At 43.5% G+C, this 25,847-nt stretch carries 22 protein-coding genes and 1 pseudogene; 15 read left to right on the top strand and 8 right to left on the bottom strand.

Annotation, left to right across the window (positions count from 1 at the left end; all coding sequences use genetic code 11):
- The first annotated feature begins 41 nt into the window (after positions 1-41).
- Positions 42-950, top strand: coding sequence for a diacylglycerol kinase (locus AC1DM9_RS26335; RefSeq protein ID WP_179089927.1), 909 nt, complete (start codon positions 42-44; stop codon positions 948-950).
- 80 nt (positions 951-1,030) lie between these two features.
- Positions 1,031-2,533: a 23S rRNA (uracil(1939)-C(5))-methyltransferase RlmD gene (rlmD, locus tag AC1DM9_RS26330; protein WP_477583043.1), complete on the top strand. Its 1,503-nt coding sequence runs from the start codon at positions 1,031-1,033 to the stop codon at positions 2,531-2,533.
- Between the two features lie 116 nt (positions 2,534-2,649).
- Here rlmD and AC1DM9_RS26325 read toward each other — a convergent pair whose 3' ends face one another.
- From AC1DM9_RS26325 to AC1DM9_RS26310, 4 genes are read right to left on the bottom strand one after another with little or no spacing between them, the layout of a single operon-like run.
- Positions 2,650-2,952, bottom strand: coding sequence for a YfzA family protein (locus AC1DM9_RS26325; protein ID WP_477583041.1), 303 nt, complete (start codon positions 2,950-2,952; stop codon positions 2,650-2,652).
- A gap of 52 nt (positions 2,953-3,004) precedes the next feature.
- On the bottom strand, positions 3,005-3,631 hold the full coding sequence (locus tag AC1DM9_RS26320; RefSeq protein ID WP_477583039.1) for an ABC-2 transporter permease: 627 nt from the start codon (positions 3,629-3,631) through the stop codon (positions 3,005-3,007).
- On the bottom strand, positions 3,624-4,490 hold the full coding sequence (locus AC1DM9_RS26315) for an ABC transporter ATP-binding protein (RefSeq protein ID WP_477583037.1): 867 nt from the start codon (positions 4,488-4,490) through the stop codon (positions 3,624-3,626). The genes AC1DM9_RS26320 and AC1DM9_RS26315 overlap by 8 nt, the downstream gene beginning before the upstream one ends.
- Complete coding sequence (locus tag AC1DM9_RS26310; protein ID WP_441884111.1) at positions 4,487-4,870, bottom strand: GntR family transcriptional regulator; 384 nt, start codon at positions 4,868-4,870, stop codon at positions 4,487-4,489. Before AC1DM9_RS26310 ends, AC1DM9_RS26315 begins: the two co-directional genes overlap by 4 nt.
- 390 nt (positions 4,871-5,260) lie before the next feature.
- Between AC1DM9_RS26310 and AC1DM9_RS26305 the strand changes: the two genes are divergently transcribed.
- The 10 genes and pseudogenes from AC1DM9_RS26305 to AC1DM9_RS26260 all read left to right on the top strand — a co-directional run bounded on the left by AC1DM9_RS26305 (position 5,261) and on the right by AC1DM9_RS26260 (position 15,997).
- Positions 5,261-6,046, top strand: coding sequence for a TatD family hydrolase (locus AC1DM9_RS26305; RefSeq protein WP_477583035.1), 786 nt, complete (start codon positions 5,261-5,263; stop codon positions 6,044-6,046).
- A 534-nt stretch (positions 6,047-6,580) separates the two neighbouring features.
- Positions 6,581-8,632 (top strand): serine hydrolase domain-containing protein, encoded by a 2,052-nt coding sequence (locus tag AC1DM9_RS26300; protein ID WP_477583033.1) that lies wholly within the window; start codon positions 6,581-6,583, stop codon positions 8,630-8,632.
- A gap of 259 nt (positions 8,633-8,891) precedes the next feature.
- On the top strand, positions 8,892-9,554 hold the full coding sequence (locus AC1DM9_RS26295) for a TetR/AcrR family transcriptional regulator (RefSeq protein WP_477583031.1): 663 nt from the start codon (positions 8,892-8,894) through the stop codon (positions 9,552-9,554).
- Positions 9,511-10,818: an MFS transporter gene (locus AC1DM9_RS26290; RefSeq protein WP_477583029.1), complete on the top strand. Its 1,308-nt coding sequence runs from the start codon at positions 9,511-9,513 to the stop codon at positions 10,816-10,818. Before AC1DM9_RS26295 ends, AC1DM9_RS26290 begins: the two co-directional genes overlap by 44 nt.
- 17 nt (positions 10,819-10,835) lie before the next feature.
- Positions 10,836-13,175 (top strand): ABC transporter permease, encoded by a 2,340-nt coding sequence (locus AC1DM9_RS26285; protein ID WP_477549188.1) that lies wholly within the window; start codon positions 10,836-10,838, stop codon positions 13,173-13,175.
- Positions 13,176-13,186: 11 nt separating this feature from the next.
- Positions 13,187-13,954 carry an ABC transporter ATP-binding protein gene (locus tag AC1DM9_RS26280; protein ID WP_477583027.1) on the top strand — a complete coding sequence of 256 codons (768 nt, stop codon included), beginning with the start codon at positions 13,187-13,189 and terminating at the stop codon, positions 13,952-13,954.
- 14 nt (positions 13,955-13,968) lie between these two features.
- Positions 13,969-14,136, top strand: a pseudogene (locus tag AC1DM9_RS26275) (M48 metallopeptidase family protein); the annotation flags it as partial.
- 141 nt (positions 14,137-14,277) lie between these two features.
- Positions 14,278-14,466, top strand: a complete 189-nt coding sequence (locus tag AC1DM9_RS26270) for a hypothetical protein (protein WP_076271073.1) — start codon at positions 14,278-14,280, stop codon at positions 14,464-14,466.
- 24 nt (positions 14,467-14,490) lie between these two features.
- Complete coding sequence (locus AC1DM9_RS26265; protein WP_477583025.1) at positions 14,491-14,883, top strand: iron chaperone; 393 nt, start codon at positions 14,491-14,493, stop codon at positions 14,881-14,883.
- A 406-nt stretch (positions 14,884-15,289) separates the two neighbouring features.
- On the top strand, positions 15,290-15,997 hold the full coding sequence (locus AC1DM9_RS26260) for a DNA alkylation repair protein (RefSeq protein WP_477549191.1): 708 nt from the start codon (positions 15,290-15,292) through the stop codon (positions 15,995-15,997).
- Between the two features lie 207 nt (positions 15,998-16,204).
- On the opposite strand, the gene AC1DM9_RS26255 is transcribed toward AC1DM9_RS26260, so the two are convergent.
- Both AC1DM9_RS26255 and AC1DM9_RS26250 read right to left on the bottom strand, forming a co-directional pair.
- The gene (locus AC1DM9_RS26255; protein ID WP_477583023.1) at positions 16,205-16,546 is read right to left on the bottom strand and encodes a monooxygenase; all 342 of its coding nucleotides are present in this window, start codon (positions 16,544-16,546) and stop codon (positions 16,205-16,207) included.
- A gap of 19 nt (positions 16,547-16,565) precedes the next feature.
- On the bottom strand, positions 16,566-17,495 hold the full coding sequence (locus AC1DM9_RS26250; protein ID WP_477583021.1) for a DsbA family protein: 930 nt from the start codon (positions 17,493-17,495) through the stop codon (positions 16,566-16,568).
- Positions 17,496-17,695: 200 nt separating this feature from the next.
- Between AC1DM9_RS26250 and AC1DM9_RS26245 the strand changes: the two genes are divergently transcribed.
- Complete coding sequence (locus AC1DM9_RS26245; protein ID WP_441884144.1) at positions 17,696-18,256, top strand: TetR/AcrR family transcriptional regulator; 561 nt, start codon at positions 17,696-17,698, stop codon at positions 18,254-18,256.
- Positions 18,257-18,455: 199 nt separating this feature from the next.
- Here the strand turns inward: AC1DM9_RS26245 and AC1DM9_RS26240 are convergent, their stop codons facing one another.
- Positions 18,456-19,301, bottom strand: coding sequence for a phytanoyl-CoA dioxygenase family protein (locus AC1DM9_RS26240; RefSeq protein ID WP_477510480.1), 846 nt, complete (start codon positions 19,299-19,301; stop codon positions 18,456-18,458).
- A 171-nt stretch (positions 19,302-19,472) separates the two neighbouring features.
- On the opposite strand from AC1DM9_RS26240, the gene AC1DM9_RS26235 reads away from it, so the two are divergent.
- Together AC1DM9_RS26235 and AC1DM9_RS26230 are read left to right on the top strand one after the other, a co-directional pair.
- Positions 19,473-20,357: a helix-turn-helix domain-containing protein gene (locus AC1DM9_RS26235; RefSeq protein WP_441884150.1), complete on the top strand. Its 885-nt coding sequence runs from the start codon at positions 19,473-19,475 to the stop codon at positions 20,355-20,357.
- Positions 20,358-20,913: 556 nt separating this feature from the next.
- On the top strand, positions 20,914-21,471 hold the full coding sequence (locus tag AC1DM9_RS26230) for a GNAT family N-acetyltransferase (RefSeq protein WP_477510482.1): 558 nt from the start codon (positions 20,914-20,916) through the stop codon (positions 21,469-21,471).
- A 59-nt stretch (positions 21,472-21,530) separates the two neighbouring features.
- Here the strand turns inward: AC1DM9_RS26230 and AC1DM9_RS26225 are convergent, their stop codons facing one another.
- Positions 21,531-25,814, bottom strand: coding sequence for a glycosyl hydrolase family 18 protein (locus tag AC1DM9_RS26225; RefSeq protein ID WP_477583018.1), 4,284 nt, complete (start codon positions 25,812-25,814; stop codon positions 21,531-21,533).
- Between the last annotated feature and the right edge of the window lie 33 nt (positions 25,815-25,847).

The raw sequence follows: 25,847 nt of genomic DNA, 5'->3' as shown, positions 1-25,847 counted from the left end.
ATGTTAGGTTGAATGATTGTTAGGGGTGAACCGAGATGGCAATCAAACGAGCAAGACTTATATATAACCCGACATCGGGAAGAGAAGAAATGAAAAAAAGATTGCCAGATATTCTTCAGCGTCTTGAACAGGGCGGTATTGAGACGAGCTGCCACGCCACGATAGGCGAGGGCGATGCGACACTTGCAGCGGCTGAAGCCGCGGACCGCGGCTATGATATGATCATTGCAGCAGGCGGTGACGGTACGCTTTATGAGGTTATCAACGGCTTGACGAACAAGGCGAATCGACCTCCGCTTGGCATATTGCCAGTAGGCACAACCAATGATTTCGCACGGGCGATGGGTATTCCGAAGCATTGGGAGTACGCAGTCGACCTTATTATTCAGCAATATAGCCGGCCGATTGATGTCGGCAAGGCGAATGATCGCTATTTTATCAATATTGCTGGGGGCGGCTCCTTAACGGAACTGACCTATGATGTGCCGAGCAAGCTTAAGACGATGATTGGGCAGCTGGCATATTATATGAAGGGCATGGAGAAAATGACCCGACTTCGGCCAACTGAGCTGACTTTTCATGCAGCTGGTGTAGGGGAATTCCATGATGAGTTCATGATGTTCCTCATATGCAACAGCAATTCGGTTGGCGGTTTCGAGCGATTGGCGCCGGACTCCAAGCTTGATGACGGGCTTCTGGACGTCCTGCTTATCCGCAAATGCAATCTGCCGGAATTTATTAAGCTTGTGACGCTTGCGCTGCGCGGTGAGCATTTGAACGATCCACATGTGATTCATTTTCGGACGGATGAACTAAAGGTGACTACACCGGATTATGTGCAAATTAACCTCGATGGCGAATATGGCGGCGTGCTGCCGTGTACTTTTTCGGTGCTGCCGTCTCATTTGCGTATTTTTGCTGATGAGACTGGGGAATCGACTTACCGTTAAGCACTTATGTATTCGGAAATCTGGGAATGATAAATAGGAACTAGCATGCAACAGCATTGAAGATAGAGCGGAGAGAGTTTATGAACAAAGGTAGAAGCAGAGGCGGCAAAGGCAGATCGCGCAGTGCTGCGAGTACGAGTACTCGAGCAGCGGCGATTCCAGCAGATGCGCCTTTTCAGAAAAATGAAGAAGTCACCGTCGATATTATCGGCCTGACACATGATGGAGAAGGGGTAGGCCGCGCTGACGGCTTTACCCTTTTTATACAGGGAGCACTTCCTGGTGAGCGTGTGCGCGCGAAGGTGATGAAGGTAAAGAAGCAGTATGGTTATGCGAAGCTTGAAGAGCTGATGCTTAAGAGCCCATCGCGCGTGGAGCCGCCTTGTGATATTTATAAGGAATGCGGCGGCTGCCAGCTGCAGCATTTCGATTATCCGGCGCAGCTGGAGTGGAAACGCCAGCATGTTGTGGATAACTTGATGCGAATCGGCAAACTGAATGTGGATGGTGAAGGCAATCTGTCGGATGGAGATAATGTGTCTGCTGGGATTGTTGTTCACCCTACTATTGGAATGGGCGAGCCTTGGCGTTATCGCAATAAAGCATCGGTGCCGATCGGCACCCGTTCTAAAGATGGTCAATTAATTGCAGGCTTCTACGCCCGCGGCAGCCATCGGATTATTGATATGGATGATTGTCTGATTGAGCATGAGCATAATGATGAGGTTATTCGTGTAGTGAAGCGAATTGGACGTGAGCTTGGCGCCACACCTTATGATGAGGAAACTGGACGCGGCGTGCTGCGCCATGTGATGGCACGGACAGGCGTTGTCACCGGCGAGATCATGGTTGTGTTGGTCACGAACAGCAGGAAGCTGCCTTCGTCGGATGAATGGGTGAGGCGCATCCGCGAGGAGCTCCCTGGCGTGAAGAGCATCGTTCAGAATGTGAACGAGCGAAATACGAACGTTATATTCGGTGATGAGACTCGCGTCCTCTGGGGCAGCGAGGTTATCTATGATGAACTCGACGGCATTCGCTTCGCAATATCGGCGAGATCGTTCTATCAAGTCAATCCGATGCAAACGGTGGAGCTTTACCGTAAAGCGGTCGAGTATGCTGGCTTAACAGGCTCGGAAACGGTCATCGACGCTTATTGCGGCATTGGTACGATATCGTTGTTCCTTGCAAGGCAGGCTGGACGCGTTTATGGCGTTGAAATTGTACCCGAGGCAATCGAGGATGCGGCGCGGAATGCAGCGCTCAACGGTATTACGAACGCCTCATTCGAGGCGGGCCCTGCGGAGGTTGTTATTCCACGCTGGCGCAAGGAAGGCATAACGGCCGATGTCATCGTCGTTGATCCACCGCGCAAAGGCTGCGATCCTGCACTGCTTGAGACGATTCTGGCGATGAAGCCGGAGCGAGTGGTGTATGTGAGCTGCAACCCTTCTACGCTCGCAAGGGATTTGCGTGTGCTGGAGGACGGCGGGTATAGGACGACTGAGGTTGTGCCGGTGGATATGTTTCCTTGGACAGTTCATGTGGAAGCTGTAGTTTTACTACATCGTATAAACAATTGATCGGAAAAGTCTGATCCATATTTACTAAACAATAGACATTGAACTAGCTCATGCGAAATTTGCATGAGCTGGTTTTGTGTTTAGAGGAACGGCAGACAATATAAGTACTAAACCATTCATTTTCTGGAATAGTTGCTTCTTACTGCTCTTATTAATGCAACGGGAAGTAATGTAATAGAAAAGATGGCTGTGAATATGTTGAATTGTGTGGTTTTATAAGGGACGAACCATTCCATAAACAGCTTCGAATGAGATATGGAGTTATATATCCGGTTAAATAATGCCCCTTCTTGCAAGTTTGGCGCCCATGAAAAACGATCACAGATGATAAAGAATAATTGTAAAACAAGAAATAGTCCAATCGGAAACATCCAGCTTCTTTTTAGATTAGATCGACCTTTGTTTGGTGTAACTTTCATTTGACCAGATCTCCTTATTATTTCATCACTTGTTATATACTTGTGCGGCCTCCTATAAGTCCTTTCTAGTAAATAGATGTACAGTTAAGTAATAGGAAGCAATGAATAACAGTAAGACAGCAATCGGGATAAGAAATAGCGTTTGGTCATTGCTAAAGCCTTGGTTGTTTATCATATTCATAAACATAGCTGTAGGCTGCGCCAGAGCAATTAGGATAATCATAAATACGAAATTTATAATACCGGTTCCTTTTTTACTAAGTGTGTAAAAGAGCGGCATATAGATGGAAGTTAGAACAAGCACTATTCCTAATGGAACTAGCATGTCTATGACCGAATAATCCGGCTTGTTTAGCTGAGGGAATGCTATTTTAACGAGAGAATGAATCCCATAAGAAGCAAGGACTCCAAAAAATGTGTAAATGATGGCTGTTATGTATTTCGCTTTTACAATATGTTTACGGCTAATCGGCAGCGTGACCAGAAAATTATGGTGATTTTTTTTGATATCGATCATCATACCTAGACTAAGTGACGCACAAGCTGTATAGATAGCCACAAGGTGAATAGATGATTCATGTTTTGGTATAAATGCAATACTGTATACAGCGAGAAAAAGTATAATAAGCCCTAGTGAGCTTTTTAAAGCGATGAAGTCTTTACGAAGCAAGTTAAGCATGAATTCGTCCTCCCTTAGCGGTGTAATAGATGATGTCTTCTAAGGATGGTTTATCGAAAACAACATAATTTCCAAACAGCTGTAAGGCATCTTGCCTATTGTTTACTAAGCCCTCAAACCCAACATCAGTCTCACGAATCCCGATAAAATTGCTTCGTATATCCGAATCAAGCAGTTGCAAGTCACCTTTGACGATTGCGTACCTCTCGAATACTTCATCTTTTGATTCATTAAATACGAGCTTTCCACGATTGATGAAAGTAATGTAGTCTGCAATGCGATCTAAATCTGTTGTAATATGGGTCGAAAATATAATGGTATTTCTCTCGTCCTGCATCATATCCCCAAGTAAATCAAGCAATTCTCTTCTAAACACAGGATCAAGTCCAGAGGTTGGCTCATCCATAATTAAGAGCTCTGCCTCATGCGATAAGGCAACTGCAAGGGAAAACTTGATTTTCATCCCCTTTGATAACTCATCAATCTTCTTCTTAGGAGACAACTCGAATTGTTCAAGTAAGCCGTTAAACTTAGTATTGCTCCACTTTTTGTAGAAAGGTGCGATCATCTCTTTCATATCACGAATCGTAAGATGTTCATAATAGAAGCAGTCATCCGACACGATACCGATGCGCTGCTTAATATCAACTTCATGTTCAGGCATAGCGCAGCCTAATATTTTTACACTACCGGAGTCTGGACGGATCATGCCGAGCATCATTTTGATCAAAGTGCTTTTACCAACACCATTCGGACCAATCAGTCCGGTTATGTAGCCCTTTTTTACATCTAAAGATACATTATCGACTGTAAATTGATTGTACGTTTTCGTAAGATTACGTAATTCTATTGCATTCATGGGGTCTGTTCCTCCTCGAAAAAGAGAGTGAAATGATTGATTAGATCTTGTTGACTCATGTTTAGTTCCTTGCTTTCTCGAATGATTTCTATCATTTTCTCTTCTAATAGTTTCATACGCTGCTCCCGAATAAAGTCTTTATTTGCTCCTGATACGAAACAGCCCTTACCTACAACTGAGTCGATTAACTTCTCTTTCTCTAACTCTTCATAAACACGCTTAGTTGTAATTACACTAACTTGCAAATCCTTGGCAAGCTGCCTAATGGAGGGAAGGAGTTCACCTGCACGTATTTCATTGCTCAAGATGCTCTGCCTAATCTGGTTCATTATTTGGATGTAAATCGGATCGCTTGATGCGTTGGATATAATAATTTTCATGTTTCATTACCTCGTTCTCGTTGATAGAGTATCTACCGTATATATATAATATATACACTATTATCTTTTGCGTCAATATTTTAATTTATTGTGATTATTGGGTAGTGGAGCAACAGTTCATGTAGGAGATGATTCCACGCCTATATTAGCTTTTTTCTGTGGCTTCAAAGTGAAATGCATGTGTTGGATGCAAAGGAATATAGCTAAGTTGAAAAATGAAAGTAACCATTGAAGCAATATCATTTCATTGTAAAAAATGCTTTTAATCAAACATTCCCTATCCGCCAATGATTTGAAATGCTTATAATGCAATTAGAAGATTTTGGGCGTAAAGAGTATGTGTGTACATTAGAAGCAACAAGAAATGAAATCGAACGGAGCAAATAAAAAATGGAGAATAAAATTATAGATATTGGCGTCAACTTGATGCATCGATCGTATAATCAAGATCGTGAGCAGGTGGTTGAAAGGGCGGCAGCGAATGGGGTTTCTCCACTTGTTATCACGGGAACAAGCTTGAGGAACAGTGTGGAAGCTGCCCGCTATGCAGGTCGTTTACCCGGAAAACTGTACTCTACTGCGGGTGTTCATCCTCACGATGCGAAGAGCTGTACAGATGAGACGATGAAGAAGCTCAAACAACTGGCGGCACAGCCGCAGGTGGTGGCCATCGGAGAATGCGGACTAGACTATAACCGAGATTTCTCGCCGCGGGATGTGCAACGCAAATGGTTTACCGAGCAAATTGATTTAGCGCTTGAGCAGGATATGCCGCTGTTTCTACATGAACGGGAAGCTTTTTCGGATTTTATAGCCATGCTTAAGGAACAATCGGTTCAGAAAGCGGTCGTCCATTGTTTTACGGGGACTTTGCCAGAACTTATGGCTTATCTCGAAATGGGATTCCATATTGGAATTACAGGCTGGATTTGTGATGAGCGAAGAGGCAAACACCTGAAAGAGCTTATACGATTGATTCCGCTAGACCGGCTTATGATTGAGACGGATGGGCCATTCTTAACGCCACGGGATTTGAAAGGGAAGCCGCAGGATGGACGGAATGAGCCGGCTTTCTTACCACACATTTTGCAAACTGTATCACGGTGTATAGGAAAACCAGTAGAAGAGGTAGCTGAGGCTACGAGAAAAACGTCTGAGGAATTTTTTGGTTTATAAGAGTTAAGAGATAAGAGGCGCCAGACCAACTTTGATATTGAACTTTTTTTCACTGTCTATCATAAAAGAAAATCAACGGCCTGGTATGTGAAGAAGGACGATACGATTTATTTTGATATGATGGTTAGTGGAGATGAATTAAGAGATAAACAAAACATGAACAGAGACATGAATTGAGTCATTCTATTTCAAGTACAAATCTTAAAATAAGATTGAATCTCTAAACACAGATGATGAAGGATATAAGGATCCAAATAAGCTTTGCTAATAGAAATGACATATAAAACATAGGTTTATCCCAACCGCGATTAACGCGGTTTTTTTTATTCTCAAAACACTACTTAATTATGGAGCAAGCCTTAACAGAAACTTAACTGTCTTCAAAATATCGTAGATGGAATTAAGGTTAAGTTTAATAGCGTGTAAGACTGGAATGCTAGAATGACGGTAAGAAAGGAGACTCAGTACAGGCTAGAATTGAATTAAAAATAATTCGTAATCGTTCAAAATGAGAGACAAAAGGATGTGGATGATTTGAAAAAAAGATTCATATGGACGCTTGCAGCGGCCTTAGTTCTGACCCCGCTTATTCCTACAAACGCAATGGCTTCCAACACCGTAGCTTCGGTTTATTCTAAGACGCTAGAGAAGATTGCTTCTGAGAAAGCGGCACTTCTAACTGAACAATATGGAATACCTAGCGTGCAGTATGCCTTGATCGATAATGGAGTGATCAAAGTATCGGGACAATCAGGAGTTAACGACATAGAAGGAAAAATCCCTTTAACGAAGGAAACCATCTATGGTATTGGCTCTACGAGCAAAATGTTTACCGCGTCAGCAGTCATGAAATTAGTGGATGAAGGTAAGATCAATCTCGATACCCCCGTCGTACACTATATTACGGATTTTAAGATGGAAGATGAACGTTATAAAAAGATTACTCCGCGCATGTTGTTGAATCACTCATCTGGTTTGCAGGGTTCGAGTTTAAACAGTGCATTTTTATTTAATGATCCAGATACGTACGTACACGATTCGCTGCTAAAGAACTTGTCTACACAGAAATTAAAGGCAGAACCGGGAGCTTTTTCAGTGTATTGTAATGATGGATTCACGCTCGCAGAAATTCTTGTAGAAAGAGTCAGCAAAATGACTTTTACCGCATTCATTCATGACAATTTTGCTGTGCCTTTGGGTATGAGCCATACCATGACGCCACAAGACATGGTAGAGACGAGCAAATTTGCCGGCCTTTACTCTCCAGCCTATGAGGGCCAGCTTCCAACGGAGACGACCAATGCGATTGGTACAGGCGGAGTCTACTCTACTGCGGAGGATTTGGTTCGATTCTCGCAAATCTTTACTGGGAAGAGAGCGGACGTACTCTCCATCAAATCAGCACAGGCCATGGAGCAAGAAGAGTATAGGAAGGGATTATGGCCCGAAGAAGCGGATAACTCGATGGACTACGGACTTGGTTGGGATAGCGTACGCTTATTCCCTTTCAATGATTATGGTATAAAAGCCCTCGTCAAAGGAGGAGACACACAGATGTATCATTCCTCCTTCGTCGTGCTTCCCGAGCAGAACATGGCTGCAGCAGTCATTACCTCAGGCGGTAGCTCCTCAATAAATCAGCTGCTAGCGAGTGAATTGCTCCTTCAGGCGATGAAAGAGAAGGGCGCAATTAAAGAGATCAAGCCAGAAAAATCATTTGGCAAGCCGGTTAAGGCTGACATGCCAAAAGACCTTGCGAAGTACGCAGGTTATTACAGTACTCAAGGCGATCAGTGGAATGCACTTATCAAGGACGGGGAACTGGCATTGTCAGGATTGGCCGCTCCAGATCAGAAATTTATATACACCAAGGATGGAGCTTTTGTCGACGAAGATGGAAGCACAAAGGTTAGTTTTGTAAAAGAAAGCAACGGACGGACTTATTTGTGGATGAGCCAGTATGTTTCAGTACCTGAATTAGGCCAGCTTGCATTTTCTGAATACAAAGCGGAGAAATTGGAAGGTGCAGTGCTGGATAAAGAAACGGCAGATGCGTGGGCAAAAAGAGAAGGCAAATCCTACTATCCAGTCAACGAGAAATTCAGTTCCATCGCCAATATGAACATTATTAGGCCAACAATAAAGACAAGCCAAGGTTATTTCAATGATATAAAAATAACAGGTGCCAATACGGCTGAGAGCCAGCATCAGATTCCTGGAACAGCAGGCCGAGATACACTGAGTATTCTTTTTTATGCTAAAGAGGGCGTAGAGTACCTTAATGCGGCTGCAACCGTGTATATGAGCGAGGATGGAGTGAAGCCGCTGTATAAAGGGAAATCGTCGATAACTACAATTCAAGCTGACGGTTATGCTAGATGGTTCAGCGTTCCTGAAACAGCTGCTGGCAAGAAAATGGTAGTCGAGATGCCAGCTAAAGGTGGTTTTATGGTATACGATGAAGCGGGTGCACTGGTGAATAATACGGTCATTAGCGGTAAAAATGAAGTCGTATTGCCTGCGAACGGATATATCGTATTTGCTGGAAATGCGGGATCTGCTTTCGGTATTACGCTAGTGAAATAGAGAGTTGATAAAAAACTAGACTCATATACAGATTTGGCCAGCTATTATAGCTGTTTTTTGTACAGCCTTCAACGGCTTCCAAATGATTGCAGGTACCATCACCAATAAGGCGCAGGGAGCAGAGCTCTTATGCGTCTTTTTTGCGTATTACTCATTCGGCTGTGTTACCCCGCTTCATTCTCCTTATTTACAAAATAAGGATCATATATTATAATCCTTTCATAGACTGACGGTCGGTCTAGAGAACGGAGGAGTTTTCATGAGAACGCTCAAAGAGCCGGAAGAACGGAAAAATGAAATATTGGATACTGCGGAAGCTTTATTCCATACCAAGGGTTACGACAAGACGACGATCAATGATATTTTGAAAGAAATCGGAATTGCAAAAGGAACCTTCTACTATTACTTCAAATCGAAAGAAGAAGTGATGGATGCAATCGTCGTCAGAATTGTGGATAGCGGGGTGCTGGCAGCCAAAGAAATCTCCGCAAATGCTAGTCTTACCGTCCACGAAAAGTTTCTGTACATCATGCTCGCGCAAAAGCCGGCCTCAAACAGCTCAAAAAGCCAGCTTATTGAAACGTTGCATGACGTCAATAACGCCCAAATGCATCAAAAAAGCTTGTCAGAGACGGTGCGCAAGCTGACTCCTGTTTTGCAGGAGGTTACCGAGCAAGGAATAAGAGGAAAGCTGTTTGCGACGCCATATCCGAAGGAAGCAATAGAGCTACTGCTTGTGTCTGCTGTAACCCTATTTGATGAGGGCATATTCAACTGGCAGCCGCAGGAGCTGTCTCAAAAAATTCAAGGCTTCATTTATGCAATGGAAACGCTGCTTGGAGCAGAGAAAGGCAGCTTCGCTTACGTGGCAAGGCTGTTTGAGCAAGCAGACTCGGCGGACGGTAAGGCGAATGGCGAATAATGCTTTTCGAAAATTTATCATTCTGTGGTTCGGGGAACTGGTTTCCAGTATCGGCAGCGGCTTAACCGCATTCGGCTTAGGAGTTTACGTCTTCCAGACGACCCACTCCGCCACGGCAGTGTCACTCGTGACGCTGTGCACCTTTTTGCCGATGATCCTGTTAAGTCCTGTTGGCGGGGTATTGGCTGACCGATTCGATCGACGGCTCATGATGCTGCTAGGTGATGGGGGTTCGGCGCTTGGGCTCATTTATATTGTAATCGTCATGTTCTCTGGCGAGGCACAGCTTTGGCAGCTCTGTGTGGGGGTGACGATCAGCTCTATATTCGCATCGTTGACCGATCCGGCTTATAAAGCGACGATTACCGATTTGCTGCCCGAAGAACAGTTTGCGAAAGCGAGTGGACTTGTGCAGCTTGCCGGCTCTTCTAAGTATTTATTTTCCCCTCTTCTCGCGGGCATGCTGCTTGCTGTGGTGGATATCGAAGCACTTCTGATTATCGATATAAGCACGGTATTTATCACGATTATTACGATTTCTGCCGTTCGCCGAAGCCTGGTTACTAAATCTGTCAGCAAGAAGCAGTTCAGCTTAGCAAAGGACTTGAAAGAGGGCTGGCAAGTTCTTGTATCTAGAAAAGGAGTCTTAGCGCTTACGCTGCTGCTGACCGTAGTCACCTTTTATATGGGCATTTTGCAAACCTTATTTACGCCCATGGTGCTTCCGTTATCTAATGCCAAGACATTAGGGATCGTCCAATCGGTCAGTGCGACAGGGCTGCTGCTTGGCAGCTTGTTTATTGGCGTCTTCAACGTTAATCAGCGGTATACGCGCGTGCTGTCGGTCGGTCTTTTGGTCGCTGGTATTTTCTTCTCGCTTATTGGAGTATCATCGAATATTTACGCAATCGCAGCCGCGGGCTTTCTGTTTTTTGCAACCTTGCCCTTCGTTAATACAAGCGCGGATGTATTGATTCGAACAAATATACCAAACGAAGCACAAGGCAGAGCTTGGGGAATGATCGGAGTGGTCTCCCAATTCGGCTATGTCGCTGCGTATGCATCGGCGGGTCTTTTATCCGACCATATATTTAATCCTCTAATGGATGAAGGAGGGCTTCTAGCCTCCACGGTTGGAAAATGGATTGGCAGCGGCCAAGGGCGCGGTATCGGCTTGTTATTTATTATTTCTGGCGTTTTGGTCATCGTTTTAGCACTTGTAATGGCAAGGATGAAGTCGATTCGGGCGCTGGAGACAAAGTAAGGAAAGGAGGGGCTGACATGCTAGCGAAAATATTAAAAAAAGATTTTAAACGAAATAAGGCGATTACGATTATCCTTTTCGTGTTCATTATGCTGTCTGTGCTGCTTGCTTCCAGCGGGACAACGATGATGACGCAGCTATTTCGCTCGATTAACCATTTGTTTACTGTATCTAGTGCGCCGCACTACGTGCAGATGCACGCCGGACCCGTGGATAGAGCTGCCATTCAGAGCTTTGCGGCAGAGAACTCCCTTGTCAAGAGTGAACAAATCTCTGAAATGCTGGTGATCGACAATGCTAATCTCTATTTTGGCGACAATCAGGAAGCCGATAGCAGCAGCGTAATGGATAACGGCTTTGTCGTGCAGAACAAGAGCTTTGATTATTTACTTACATTAGATAATAAGCGAATTGAGGTTTTGGACGGGGAGATTGCGGTTCCTATTTATTATAGGCAGCAGCATCATTTGAACCTGGGCGATACGATTCGAGTTTCGGCTGGATCATCAGACATGACGTTCACCATTACAGACTTTGTGCGGGATGTTCAAATGAATCCTTCGATTATCAGCTCCAAGCGATTCGTCGTAAGCGCAGCGGATCATGAAACGTTGAAGAGTATGACCGGAGAAATCGAGTATATGATTGCATTTCAGCTTAAGGAACTAAGCAAGCTCAATGAATTCAAGACAGCATACCAGTCAGCCGGATTACCGGCAAAAGGCCCTGCTATTGACTATTCCTTGTTCCAGATGCTTCATGCATTAACGGACGGGGTGGTCGCCGTCATCATTTTTCTGGTCAGCAGCTTATTAATTCTTATTGCGGTGCTGTGTCTGCGGTTCACCATACTGACCACGCTGGAAGAGGATTATAAAGAGATTGGCGTTATGAAAGCCTTCGGCATCCGTCAACAGCATATTCGCAACATCTATCTGACCAAATATATTGTTCTGGCGGGGGGCGCTAGTCTTTTCGGATATGTGGTTTCCCTTTGTATTCGTCCGCTATTCCTATCCAATATGGCGTTGTATATCGGGATTGCTCCGCAAAGCATTCTACAAAGCTTGATTCCTATTTTGGTAGCTGGATTGGTGTTTGCTTTCGTTCTGCTCTTCTGCACCCTTGTGCTGAGACGATTTCATAAAATCTCGGCGGTTGAAGCGCTGCGAGCCGGTGCGATGGGCGAGCTTAAGGTGAATACGAAGCGGTTGCCGCTTTATAAAAGCAGAATTCCTAGTGTTAACGTATTTTTGGCGCTGAAAGATGTCGTCGGACGGTTTAAAATGTATCTTTTATTGTTTATTATTTTTGTCATTTGCTTCTTCATCATCATTGTTCCGGTCAATTTCCTGCATACGATGCAGTCACCTAGCTTCGTTGCGTATATGGGGGTCGGACAAAGCGATATGCGAATGGATTTGCAGCAATCCGATCACATGCAGGATAGATTTGACGAAGTTCAGCATTACCTTGCTCAAGATACGGATATCGTGAAATTTTCTCCGCTCGTGACGAGTAAATACAGCGTCGTAGGAAGTGAAGGAGCATTAGAGAGCATACAGGTTGAAACGGGGGATTTCTCCATTTTTCCATTGAAATACAGCAGCGGCAACGCTCCTATCAACAAAAACGATATGGCTCTCTCCAGTCTGAACGCTGACGCTCTGTCGAAAAAAGTGGGAGACGCGCTGATATTAGTCATTAACGGTAAGCAGCATGAGATGACCGTTAGCGGCATTTATCAGGACGTGACCAATGGCGGCAAAACAGCCAAAGCGCTGCTGCCCTATCAACCGGAGGATGTACTCTGGTATACCCTTAATGCGGACATTAGACATGGCAGCGATATAGGGGCCAAAATAACCGAATATACGGGTCTTTTTCCAGGGGTGAAAGTGACGCATCTCCAAGATTATATGCATCAGACACTCGGCTCGACGATTAAGCAGATCAAGATGGTTACGGTACTTGCCGTTATCATTGCTGTGTTTATCTCCATTCTGATTACTTCGCTTTTCTTAAAGCTGCTGACCGCAAAAGATTATTCCGGCATCGCCATTATGAGAAGCCTTGGTATTGCCGCCGCACATATTCGAAAGCAGTACGTGATACGGATACTGGTTGTGCTTGCAGGCGGTATTCTCATGGGTACGCTTATGGCCCATACGTTTGGGCAAAGTCTGGTAGGTTTGCTGATGTCTTCGATGGGAGCCTCCAATATCCAGTTTGTGACGAACCCATGGGTATCTTATTTCTTGTATCCATTAGCTCTTGGTTTAGTTGTCACCATTGCAACGCTGGTAGGCACGCTATCGATGAAAAAATACAGCATGACGAGAATGATAACCGAATGAGGGGATAAAGCATGAACCACATATTGGAGATTACAGACCTGAATAAAACCTATTCAATAAGCAAAGGGCAAGAACAAGCCGTACTGAAAAATATTAATCTGCAGATACACGAGGGCGAGTTCGTTGCCGTCATGGGGGCGTCAGGCTCGGGAAAGTCGACCTTGCTCTACACAATTAGCGGAATGGATCGGATGACTTCCGGACAAGTCTTGTTTGATGGGCAAAATATTTCCTCCCTTTCAGAGAAGGAATTGGATCAGCTGCGCCAGAACAAAATGGGGTTTATTTTTCAGCAGATCCATCTCCTCAAAAATCTCAGCATGCTCGATAATATCATTCTCTCCGAATATTTTGCAGCCAAAGAGAGCCGGGACTCCATTCGCCTGCGAGCGGAGGAGTTGATGAAGAAAACAGGAATCTCTGCGCTCGCAGACCGCGATATAACGCAGGCTTCCGGCGGACAGCTCCAACGGGTGAGCATTTGCCGGGCGCTCATGAACCAGCCGAAGATTATTCTCGGAGATGAGCCGACGGGAGCACTAAACTCCAAAGCGACGTCTGACATCATGGAGCTGCTTGGCAGCATCAACCAATCCGGAACCACCATACTGCTGGTCACGCACGACGTCAAGGTCGCTGCCAAAACCGAGCGCGTCCTGTTGATGGAGGATGGAGAGATTGTTAGTGAGCAGTATTTAGGGAAATATCATTTTGATAGCGACGATGTTAAGGGGCGGGAGGAAAAGCTTTCTGCTTGGCTGTTAAAGATGGGGATATAATGGGGGAGTCTGGTGCGATGGCTCCTAATGAGGTGATCGACTATATAATCATCCTTGAGCTTTGCCATCTTACCCATATGAATCATGACCGTTCTTTTTGGCGACGCGTAGGAAGCATCATTCCGGATTACAAAGAAAATGAGGAGTATCTGACAAGGCATGGTCAGGCGCTGGCTTTGTAGAAGCTAGAGCTGCGCGGAAAGGTTGGACGATCAGGGTGGAAACTGGTATACTTGCCGGGATTGCTCCTATTAAAGCGATTTCAATTGCTAGTTTTAGCGGGAGCTGATCTACTATGGGCGTCGTCAGGAGTGGTACTAAAGATGAAGAAATATAATTTTATTCGTCCGTTAATGCTGATTGTCATAGCACTGCTTGTAAAAAGCCTTATTACGAATCTTTGTATGGTATTTGGGATGGAACAGGGACCGGCAGAAAATGTTGGTTTCATTAGCATGCTTGTCGCAGCATTCATCATTTATTCGAGAATGGCCCAGAAGCGCCGCAAATAACTATAAGGCCCGAAAGGAGCAGCCATGGACGGCAATAAAATCACATTTGAGACAATCGATCAGTATATCTCTCAGTACCCTCCTGAGATTCAGGACATTTTGGAGAAGATAAGAGGCGTGGTTAAAGTGGCTGCACCAGAAGCGACAGAAAAAATCAGCTATCAAATGCCGACCTTCGTGCTCCATGGGAACATTGTTCATTTTGCTGCTTACAAAAATCATATCGGCTTATATCCGGCTCCAAGCGGAATTGAGGCCTTTAAACAGCAATTATCCCCGTATAAAGGGGCAAAAGGGTCGATTCGCTTCCCTTTAGACGAGCCTATACCTTACGAATTAATTGGTGAGATCGTAAAATACAGAGTAGCTGAGAATATTGAAAAAGCCGCGAATAAAAAAGTGAAGAAAAAGAAATAGGAGCAGAGATGCTCCATTGAAAAAATGCCTCAGAGAATTTTCTCTGGGGCATTTTTTTCGTTTGAACGACTTTTTCGAATAAGGTATTGGGGCAGGTTCAAGCATGAAGTGCCGAAGCTAGATATAATCCCATGTAAGGTTCATGTAGTTGAGCTCTAGCAAGGAAAGATTTTTTAACTTCATTTCATATTCTCTGTGCTCAAATAGTGGTAACATATACTTGTCTTCGTTGAGGTTTTGATGTGAAACGGACGCGAAAAATGATTTTTAAGGTTAAATAAAATCTTACTGATCTGTGGTTTTTTCATAGAAGGTCATTGAAATAGGATGAAAAGTTACTAATGCAACTGAAACAAACTGCTGGTGTAGGAGAAGACGGTGAAATCTCAAAAGGGAGTGTAAAACAATGAATTTAGAAATGGTTATGCAGGAGCTTGAAGCTCTTGGCAAGGATCGAACTAAAAAAATATACCAATCCAATGGCGCACAGGAACCGCTTTTTGGTGTTGCTACAGGCCAAATGAAGCCCATTTTCAAAAAAACAAAAATAAATCAACCGTTGGCTGAGCAGCTTTATGCTACAGGGAACTACGACGCCATGTATTTTGCCGGAATTATTGCAGATCCCAATGCGATGACGGAAGCGGATTATGACCGTTGGATGGATGGAGCTTATTTTTATATGCTGTCCGACTATGTTGTTGCGGTAACCTTGGCAGAAGCCGATATTGCACAAGAAGTGGCTGACAAGTGGATCGAAAGCGGAGAAGAACTGAAAATGTCTGCGGGCTGGAGTTGTTACTGCTGGCTTTTGGGGAGTCGGCCGGATGATGAATTTACCGAAAGCAAAATGGCCTATCTGCTCGAAACTGTGAAAAATACGATTCATGATGCTCCCGAACGAACAAAATATGCAATGAATAATTTTATTTACACAGTAGGGGTATCCTACATGCGGCTCCATGATAAAGCAATGGATATTGCATTGGAAGTTGGTCCGGTAGAAGTTAATCGGGACAAGAAAAAAAACAGTTTTTTGGTCGCATCTGAACAGCTTCAAAAAGCAGTTGATAAACAGCGGCTTGGCTTCAAACGCAAGCATGTAAGATGCTAAAGGTTACTTCGTGGATTGTTATGGCGCTAGCGAGCAAGTAATACAAGGTTATTCTGACGGAAGTCGAGCTGAAGAAGGTAATAGCTTTGTAATAGTTTATATCGCTATGTTAAGCACTCCACACATGTGGAGTGCTTTGTGTCGCTCGTTAGTAATTAGCATTTTAAGAGCCATTTAAAGCCCGAACGTATTCTACGCTAGGGATAACTATGAAGTAGGATTTCCCGGACTAGAATTCTCATTGCAATAAGCAGGTCCCTTATTGATTTCAGTAAGTTTGGGATTGACGGAAAAGATTTTAGCATTGATATCTGTTATACCAAAGTCAACTAATCTGCTAGTGTGCATAATGTTATATTTTTCAGCCGTTTCTTTTGTTTCAAACAAATAAATTCCACCGGCTTCATTTTTTTCGGAATTTTCTGTCCAGATTTTCCATATGAATCCATCTTCTTCGTTGATAATTTTTGCTAAATCAGAAAACGCCTCTGCCATCTCATCTCCGAACGGACCAATCATTTTAAAATCCACTTGTAATACGTACGACATTATAGTCACTTCCCTTTGTTTATTTAGTAGCGGTAAAATATAATTCTCCTAAAATTTCATTCACTTGATAATGATTTGTTGGAAGCTCTTGTTCAATAAAAAATTTTACGTCTGCTTGTTCAACATCATACATGACTTCAATTTCTTTGGAGAAAAGAAGCTTTTCTTTTTCAAGCAAGTCAGAAAGGGAAGCGATTGGTTTGGGTTGTAAATCTTCGAGATTCAGAACTTTTTTCAAACCGTCAACATAGTTATCCAACGGACGGCTGCCAACAATTTTTACGCCCTTATTCTCCTCATTAGTCATAATAATGGTAGGGAAACCTCTGACACCCAACCTTCTAACTAGATCAAAATCTTCATGTAACAATTGAAGACCGACCTGTTGTTCAGCTTCGTTTACAATTGCTTTTCCATCAAGGCCGATATGATTTGCGATTTCAATCATAACCGATTTATCTGATATATTTTGATTAAATGCAAACAGTGCTTCTCTTGAACGACGCAAATATTCTGTTGCTTTTGCATCAGTATGATTTTTTTGAATCACCTTAAATACACGAGAAGGCGGGTAGGATGATTGAACTGGATTATCTATCATTAAAGTCCCATCAATTGGCATTCTTGAATGCTCTCCAACTTCTCTCCAGTGAGGGGCCACATCGGCTGGTTTATGAATGCCGTTTGCCGGATCGATTGGTCCATCATGCCATTTTTCCAGCAAACCGCCCATAACCGTATGAAAGTTAAAAAAGTTCCCGTATTGCTCTACAAAACGACGAAGCACAGGTTCAAGCGCCCAGCAATGCGAACAAATAGGATCGGTTACATAGTAAAGATTAACTGTTTTTGTGGGCTGATTAAAATCAATAATCTCCACTTCCTCCTCTTCAGCTACTCCGCATACGCCTGTTTGTAGATCACAAACCATATTATTATTGTTCCCCATTTTAATTCCTCATTTCTCTTTTAATAAGTAAAGATAAGCGATGAAAAGCAAATACTTATACCTCGCTAGCGAAATACATATTTATTTGCTTGCAATTAAATTTTAAATCATAATAAAAATCATCAACACCAATAGTTCTGCGGATGTGTCGTTTATACAACACATTTAAGAAGTTGTTTAAAAAGTAGGAGGTTAACAAAATGACAGAATCAAAGTCGGACCCCCGAGTTCTACGTACCCGCAAATTAATTATGGATTCTTTCATTGAACTTTCAGGGAAAAAGGAATTTAAAGATATTACGATAAAAGATATAACTACAGAAGCGATGATTAATCGTGCAACTTTTTATTATCATTTTGAAGATATACACAACTTATTGGAAAAAGTACTGTCAGAAGTATTGTTAGTCAATTTGAATTATGACTTTTATCAAAATGACGAACTAAATGAAGAAGTATTTGTTAGCATCTTTGAAGCTGTAACAAATTTTCAAAAGTCATTATCCAGTCGTTGCCATAGAGGCTACGAAGATACCATTGCCCGTATTATTAGGGAACAGCTTGAAATTATTTTTTATAAAATGTTGTTAAAGCAGCATAAAGCGGAGAAGGATGAAGCTCTAAAACTTACAGCTGTCCTATTAAGCTGGGGAATTTATGGGGTTTCTGTAGAATGGCGAAGAAATAGTCACAAGACACCGCCGGAAGAATTTATCAAATTAGCGATTCCTTATATACGGACTGGAATTGATAGAATGTAAGGGGAATTGAATAGCTATTTGAAATCTCTTGTGAAATCGGCTCTTAAGAAAGCTAGTGTGAAAACAAATAAGACTAAGAGTGAGCTGTATAATAATTAGAAGAAGCTTAAAGAGTTAAAACAAGTCAGGGTATATTTGAATAAATCAAGAAGAGGGGTGCACGCAGCCCCTCTTCTTTTTGTTTTATTAAAACTATTTATTATTCGTTTTCCCTCTTATAAACCAACGGATTTTTAATACTCGCTGCGATTCCGCCCGGCTTGCAGCCTGGCAGCCAATTTTCAAGATCAGAGCGTCTTGCCTTGCTGTCTGGCTCACCAACGAGTGTACCGTCTGCATAGTAGATAATGGTCATCACCTTGCGCATATGGTCAGTTGGATTACCCGGAGCAGAGTGGATGGTCCAACCTGCATGGAAGGTAGCGTCTCCAGCCGCCATAGCACCGTAATTTACTTGAGGAATGCTGCGTCCTTCGATGAATTGACCAAGGGTTTTATGTGATTCATCCGAAATTTCTTGCCTGCTGACATAACCCAAATGATTGGTGCCGGAAGCAAAGTTCATTGTACCCACTTCTTCAGGAATAGGGACCAGCGGCATCCACAGCGTAATGGTATTATTGGTATCGAAAGGCCAATAAATTTGGTCTTGATGCCATGGCGTATGACCGCCGCCAGGTTCTTTGAATAATGCTTGATCATGATAAATCCGGACACCCTCAACACCCATTAATTCTGCAGCTATTCTTGCAAAACGTTTTGCCAGTGTGAATGCAGCTGCAGCCTCACTCATCTCCCAAAGGTTGCCTACTTGTATAAAAGCTTTGCCGTAAGTATCCCGTTCAGAGACCGGTTTATCATGGTAATTGTGCTTAAATACCAAGTCACTAATGATTGGTTCATACGTTTCTATCATTTCTGCGGATGCGACATTTTTTAAAAAGAGATGGCCATCTTTTTGATAAGAAGCGATTTGTTCTTGCGTGAGAGAATAGCTTTCTTCAAGCAGGGGCAGCGTGCTTAACCTATTGTTTTCATTCATCATATTTCCTCCTAATTGTATGTGTTTGTTTCAGCTTCGCAATACATACAGTGTAAAGGATTCTTCTATGATCTGGCTTTGTCAAAGCTTCAAATAAGTTTGTCAAAAACAACTGTAATTGTGGGATAGATATGATATTCTGTGAGTAATTACGAGTAGAGGATGAGGATGTTCATGAAACCTGGCATGGATGCAACGATGAACCACCGGATCGTGCCCTATATACGGGAGTGCGATTTTGCGCTGCGAAAACCGTGGGTACTGCCGGAACGCCGCTTGCTTGATTACTTGCTTGTCTATGTACAGGAAGGGGAATGCTTGTTCACAGTTGATGGGGTGGCCTATCCATTCGAAAAAGGTGAGTTTTGTTTCATTCAGCCGAATAGTGTGAATCGTTTGGAAGGGACAACGAATACGGTAACGCCGTTTGCACACTTTGATATATTTTATAGCACGACTAGCGACCAAAGCTTCCCAACACGAGCGGGCCAATTGGATTTGACCCCCTATCAGCATCTTATGCAGCCGAGATTGGACGAGCAGTTCCAAACTCATATTCCGGTGAAGCTGAAGCTAAGTCATCCATCTAAATTTCGGGATACATTTTTGCAAGTGGTGGAATTTTGGCAGTATAAAGACTCCATTATGCAATTGAAGGCACAAACCCGAATGATGGAATTGATCACCTCCATACTAGAGGATTACATACCTGCCAATCATGTGAAGCAAATGTCACCGCAGGCATTAAATTGGATTACTTCTTATTTTTCGTTTAACTTGAGCGAACCTTTATCGGTAGTTGATATGGCGCGAAGAGCTAATCTATCTACTTCAAGATTTAACGATGTATTTAAAATGCAGTACGGTGTAACACCGCATCAATATTTGTTAAAAACACGCATAGATCATGCTTGTGATCTGCTGCTTGCATCCAAGCTGACACAAGAGCAGATCGCAAGTTATTGTGGGTTTTCAGATATTCATCATTTTTCTAAAGCATTCAAGAAGATAGTAGGAATAACTCCTGGTGAGTACAGCAGGGGGACAATGGGTCGATGATACTAGCTTGATCGGTCAAACGATAGTACAGCAGTAAGAAATGAAAGGGGGAATCTGACGAAGCTCTCAAACAAAAGGCAAGCATTCTTTCACATTGTTGTAGATGAGCATGAAGCTATGGAGTGTTTGCCATAAAACTCGAAAAAATTGCAACAAAAGCACCGTTATCTATTTCCAACACCCCCAAATTAAAGTTAAATCCAACACTTATAAAAAATTATAGAGGTATCTTATCATAATAGATGGTTTTAGAAATTTAAATCTAAAAGCAACAATCTATTAATAAACAGCCGTTGTTTTTATTTATTTTTCTTCGTCCTCAATATACTCTCTGGCTTTTTCTAAAACCTCCGATAGTTGAGCTGCATCATGTATTAATGAACAAAAACCACATCCTCACACGTGGTTTAGTTGTGGCAGCATTTATAGTGAGCAAGTTGATTCGCTTTAGCAGTTTCGGCAATATATGATTTGACGCATGGAAGAGGGCTGACATAGCTGAAATAAGACGAGAAGAGTTATAATAGAAGGACCTATTATATGGAGGTTAATCAACATGTCTATATTTACACGCACGGATCATATTGGCGTCATTCAACCGGATATCAACGTATATCAAGCAAAACCAGAGGATACGGAAGCTGTATTGCAGCTTCTCATCCAAACAGCTAAATGGCTAAAGAGCAAAGGCTCTACGCAGTGGAGCGGCTTGTTGAAGGGTGAGGATTCTCATCAAACGCCTGAGGCAATTAAACGCGGTGAAGTATACCTATTTAGGCAAGGCAACCGATTGGCAGGAATGGTCATGCTTATGCAGCAAGCAAGCGCTTGGGATCGCGAGCTATGGGGCGAAGAGGGGCATGAACAGTCCATCTATCTGCATCGACTTAACATTAACCGTGAGGTTGCAGGCAAAAACTTAGGTGAGGCCATTGTGGATTGGGCAGGATCAGGTATTCATTTTGAGGGAAAAGACCGTATTCGGCTGGACTGTATTGCGAATAATCCGAAGCTCAATGCATTCTACCTAAGCTGCGGGTATGAACATAAAGGTTTATCCTCCAATGCGATGGGGGAATTTAATTTATACGAGAAAATGCAGACAGTACAGTAATAGAAGAGGGACGGAGCAGTTCAAACTGCGCCGTCCCTCTTTTGCATTTTTTAAAAAGGTTATTTGCTCGCTAATCCCAAATCATCAAGCAATCTCATCACGGCTACGACTGCCTGTGCTTTCGTCACTTTCGACTGAGGATCAAATTTCGTCTCGGATACGCCTTGCAAAATTTGTTCTTTAACTAATAGTGCAACGGAAGCTTTAGCATAGGATGATATAGAAGCTTGATCACGGAATGACTCAAGCAATGCTGCGTCACCGTCTGCCGTACGATCAATCAGCTTCATCACTTTTGCCAAAATGACTGCCATGTCCTGGCGAGTAATCGTACCGTTCGGATCAAATAGCTGCTCGCTCTTGCCTGTAATGATGCCTAATTCCTTAGCTAATGCAATATCTCCAGCATATTTGGAATCTGCCGCTACATCATCAAATGGAGCGCCTTCTACTTTTGGCACGATGCCGAGGCCTCTGCTGATCATGGAAATAAATTCAGCCCTAGTGATGATCGTGTTTCCTCCGAATTGTTCATTCGATTGTCCAAAAACGATTAATTTGGCTGCTGCACGCTCGATATGGTTTTTGTTCCATTCAGCCGTCACGTCTTTGAAGTTGAAGCTGGATTCGACAATGGTATAGATGCTGTTGCCGTTGCTGACCAGATGAGCGGCAACTCCGCCTTTATCGTCTTTTTTGAACACCGTATGGAGTGGACGGAATTCATTTGTGCCAGGCAAGTAAACAACGCCGTTTGCACGGTTTGTATCTATATCTTTAGCATTCAATTGATAAATACGGGTGAGAACAGACTGGCCAAAATCAGTGACTTCCTCATATTTGTTGTCAGCTATTAGCTTAAAAATCTTAAAATCAAGCGACGAAACTTTTAGCGTATAGCCATTCTTTTTCGCCACTTGTTCAATTGCAGCTGCTTCGCTCGCAGTCGGTGGAGCAATCGAAATTTTGATATCTGATTTCAGGTGAATCGCATGGGCTGGAATGACATAGGTAACTCCGTTCCAGATGATGGACAAATTCGCCTTATCGTTTTTGCTGGCAAGCGCTGCAATAACTTCCTTAGGAAGGATGACATCCACTTGGGCTGCATCGTTGCCGACAGTCACTTTTAGCTCGGCGGAGCTAGCCGCTCCAATAGTTTGAATAGCCGCATCTTTCAAAATCGTAACGGTCCACTTGCCGCCGGATTTCGTAACGTTGGAATCAAGCTCATTTTTATCTTTGACCGCTTGCGGGTTCCCAGATGACGACTCTGGCGGAGCCGTGTAATCTAATGTTTTTGCCTCTAGTTTTGTCATTTCGGACTTTTCGATTATCTCATCCTCATTTTTAGTAATGGCTACTACACCAATGGAATAGGTCGTACTGTGCGTTAGTTGCGTAAACGTGTAGTTTGTAGCAGTTGTAGATTCCACCAATTTATCACCCAGATAAACGTCATACCCATCTGCTTTCGGAGAAGCTGTCCATTGAACGCTAATCGCGTCATAGGTTGAACTCGTAACCGTGAGATGAGCTGGAGATATTACGCCTGCTGTACTTACAACCAGTGCACTGCTTGCAGGAGAAACCTCTGTAATGTTATTGCCGTCTTTTCTGATACTGAGCACGGTAACGGTGTAGTCTGATCCAAGGTTCAGCTTGTCTGCTTTAAACTGCGTATTCGCTGTATATCCTGTAAATATGGCGTTCACGAATACCTCATAGCCAGCAGCCCCTTGGACAGCATCCCATTTGATTTCAAAGGATTGTTTGTCCGCGCTGAGCTTTGTTACATTTTGAGGAGCAGCTAGTGCGTTTTCATTCACCTTCCCGTCAATCGGAAGATCACTGATCAACTGCGTTGTAAGTGTTTTGTTGCGGTCACCGCTAATGTCCCAAGTCATAACGCCAGCCAAATCCAACGTTTTGACAAGCGAAGTGCTATACATCATTGTTGTTTGGTCATTATAAGTAATAAACATTCCGGTTTCACTATTGTAAACATAAGCGACCTTTGAATGCTCGTTCCAGTAACGGGTATATCCGTTTTGGTCTATCATATTGTTCTCAACCTCGGCAAAATCGAACTTACCGCTCTCCCATGATCCATAAGGAATGGATGTGCAGTTTTGATATTCACCGTTTGCGGAACAACCCTTCCAGCCTATTCCATAATAAGGAACACCCATGTTTAGTTTAAAAGCCGGAACGCCGCCGTTCAAATGACCAAGCAAGGCGCCTCTAACATTGTTGCGCTTCGCAGAGGCTCTTACATTATTAGGGTCTTGATAGAGAGGCGAATTATGGAAAGCCCGCAGTTCCCAGCTTCCGCTATAGTCATAGCTCATAATGTTGATCATATCCAGGTATTGAACAGAATTTACGAAGTCAGCATTGACTACGAAATCATCTCCTTGACCGGATGCGATGGTGAGCAAATAATATTTGCCATCGATGGAGCCGGCTGCATCAAGCGCTGCACGAACGGTTTGCATGAGAAGAGTGAAGTTTTGTTTATCCTCTGGACGATTGATATTATCCGATTCTCCGCCCTCAACCGGATATTCCCAGTCGATATCGAGTCCATCCATCTTATACGTACGCAAATATTTAACGACGGAATTCGCAAACGTACGACGTGTGACCTCAGATGCAGCCATGTCGGAGAAATGATTGGAGAATGTCCAGCCGCCTACGGAAGCCATCAGCTTCAGCTCAGGGTTATTATTTTTAATTTTGTTAAAAGCAGCAAGCTGCTCAATATCGACCTTCTGGTCTCCAAGCACAAGCTCTCCGTCGAAAACATAATTCTCTTGCAGCGGAATGTCTTTATTTTGGCAAGCTACACCGTTTGAACCAACTTTACGCCAGCATATATCGGAGAAGGCGTAGTTGAGATGTGTAAGCTGTGAAACATCGATATCTACTGGAAAGTATTGACGATTATTTTCATAGGAAAACCAGCTGCCGTAATAGGTGAAATTAGTGTAGTCCGCACCTGGAATTGTTGTTGCTGCGCTGCTGGCAGCTGATTTCCATAGCGCATTTTTGGCTGCAACTGTAAAGCTGTAGGATTTGCCTTCTGTTAGACCCTCAGCAACATACCGATTGGAATCGCTGGAGCCGATAAGCTTGCCTGCTTCATAGATGTCGTAGCTCGTTGCGCCAGGGGTCGGCGCCCATCCCAGAGAAGCGGTTGTGCGGTTGGCTGTAATGACTTGAAGATCGAGCGGCGCCGCAAGCTCGCCCCATTTGATTTCTAAAGGCGGGCCGTTAACCGGATCTTTGCCGGAATCGCCATTTTGCGCGCCAACCATAAATTTGTAGATGCTGCCTGCTGTAAGTCCACCTTCTGGGAACGTATAGATGAATGTGTCGGAGCCATTCCATATTCCGCCTTTCCATCCACCGTTAACATAGAAGTCATAGCCGTTGGCATCAGGACTGCCTGTCCATTTGAACGTAATATTGGATGATGTAATATCGCTTACCTTTAAATATTGAGGAGGCGTTAATGGCGGTTCTTTATATTCACTTGTATCCTTTGGCGTAGTGAAAGTAATCGAATTGCTCTTCTGTTTATCCGTTAGATTAGCATATTGAGTACCGTTCGGACCTAAGAAGAAGGTATATTTGGTTTCTTCCTTTAATCCGCCAATCGTGCTGCCTCCTACTTGCGTGAAGCCGGAATAAGGATCTTTGTTAAGAGGAGGATTGTCCGGATTCCAAACCCAGTAATCATCTAGCTTATGGGCAGGATCAAAGGTAACGGTTACCGTATTATGTGTAACATTCACAATACTCAGGTTGCTAGGCCCTGGATTGCCAGTCGGCTCATTGGAAGGCTCGCCGGCAAGTGTCGTAAATTCAACGTAGTTGCTTCGCAACACCCGCGTGTAAGGTCTCTTGTACCAAGTGGTATACAGCTTGTACGTCGTATTAGGCTGCAAGTTTTGCAGCTCCACACTGCCGCCTTTCCCTGTAGCTAAATAGTTGTTTATATCTTCTTTTGTTGGATTAGCAGGGTCTGGAGTTACGTAGTACCATACATCAACGTCAGCTTGCTCTGGATGAACATCCCATTTAAGCTGTGCACTCGTCGCAGTGATGGAATCGGTTACAACAGTTAGGTTTTGAGGGACGGGAGGGGCTGCCTCATAGACAGCATCCGTTACGGCTCGAGCAGCTTCGTTCACTGCGGGCAACGCTGCTTCATTCCCATAAGCTGTTGTTGTGTCAAGGAAAGGAGAAACGAGAAGTGCGAGACACATAAACATAATGACAAACTTCATTCCTTTTTTTCTTGCAAAAATATTCACCATATCACCTCTAATTTTCATAGTCGAACATTGCAGCATTAGCATGCATGTGCA

The sequence above is a fragment of the Paenibacillus sp. 01T431 genome (assembly GCF_056398625.1).
This window is presented reverse-complemented; position numbering and strand designations above follow the sequence as displayed.

What these genes read in the sequence shown, in the direction of transcription:
- AC1DM9_RS26285 (WP_477549188.1), top strand. Translation starts at nt 10,836, where the DNA reads ATGCTAGCGAAAATATTAAAAAAAGATTTTAAACGAAATAAGGCGATT.
- AC1DM9_RS26245 (WP_441884144.1), top strand. Translation starts at nt 17,696, where the DNA reads ATGACAGAATCAAAGTCGGACCCCCGAGTTCTACGTACCCGCAAATTA.
- AC1DM9_RS26250 (WP_477583021.1), bottom strand. Translation starts at nt 17,495, where the DNA reads ATGGGGAACAATAATAATATGGTTTGTGATCTACAAACAGGCGTATGC.
- AC1DM9_RS26225 (WP_477583018.1), bottom strand. Translation starts at nt 25,814, where the DNA reads ATGAAAATTAGAGGTGATATGGTGAATATTTTTGCAAGAAAAAAAGGA.
- AC1DM9_RS26235 (WP_441884150.1), top strand. Translation starts at nt 19,473, where the DNA reads ATGAAACCTGGCATGGATGCAACGATGAACCACCGGATCGTGCCCTAT.
- AC1DM9_RS26270 (WP_076271073.1), top strand. Translation starts at nt 14,278, where the DNA reads ATGAAGAAATATAATTTTATTCGTCCGTTAATGCTGATTGTCATAGCA.
- AC1DM9_RS26305 (WP_477583035.1), top strand. Translation starts at nt 5,261, where the DNA reads ATGGAGAATAAAATTATAGATATTGGCGTCAACTTGATGCATCGATCG.
- AC1DM9_RS26315 (WP_477583037.1), bottom strand. Translation starts at nt 4,490, where the DNA reads ATGAATGCAATAGAATTACGTAATCTTACGAAAACGTACAATCAATTT.
- AC1DM9_RS26325 (WP_477583041.1), bottom strand. Translation starts at nt 2,952, where the DNA reads ATGAAAGTTACACCAAACAAAGGTCGATCTAATCTAAAAAGAAGCTGG.
- rlmD (WP_477583043.1), top strand. Translation starts at nt 1,031, where the DNA reads ATGAACAAAGGTAGAAGCAGAGGCGGCAAAGGCAGATCGCGCAGTGCT.
- AC1DM9_RS26230 (WP_477510482.1), top strand. Translation starts at nt 20,914, where the DNA reads ATGTCTATATTTACACGCACGGATCATATTGGCGTCATTCAACCGGAT.
- AC1DM9_RS26260 (WP_477549191.1), top strand. Translation starts at nt 15,290, where the DNA reads ATGAATTTAGAAATGGTTATGCAGGAGCTTGAAGCTCTTGGCAAGGAT.
- AC1DM9_RS26310 (WP_441884111.1), bottom strand. Translation starts at nt 4,870, where the DNA reads ATGAAAATTATTATATCCAACGCATCAAGCGATCCGATTTACATCCAA.
- AC1DM9_RS26265 (WP_477583025.1), top strand. Translation starts at nt 14,491, where the DNA reads ATGGACGGCAATAAAATCACATTTGAGACAATCGATCAGTATATCTCT.
- AC1DM9_RS26320 (WP_477583039.1), bottom strand. Translation starts at nt 3,631, where the DNA reads ATGCTTAACTTGCTTCGTAAAGACTTCATCGCTTTAAAAAGCTCACTA.
- AC1DM9_RS26240 (WP_477510480.1), bottom strand. Translation starts at nt 19,301, where the DNA reads ATGATGAATGAAAACAATAGGTTAAGCACGCTGCCCCTGCTTGAAGAA.
- AC1DM9_RS26255 (WP_477583023.1), bottom strand. Translation starts at nt 16,546, where the DNA reads ATGTCGTACGTATTACAAGTGGATTTTAAAATGATTGGTCCGTTCGGA.
- AC1DM9_RS26280 (WP_477583027.1), top strand. Translation starts at nt 13,187, where the DNA reads ATGAACCACATATTGGAGATTACAGACCTGAATAAAACCTATTCAATA.
- AC1DM9_RS26295 (WP_477583031.1), top strand. Translation starts at nt 8,892, where the DNA reads ATGAGAACGCTCAAAGAGCCGGAAGAACGGAAAAATGAAATATTGGAT.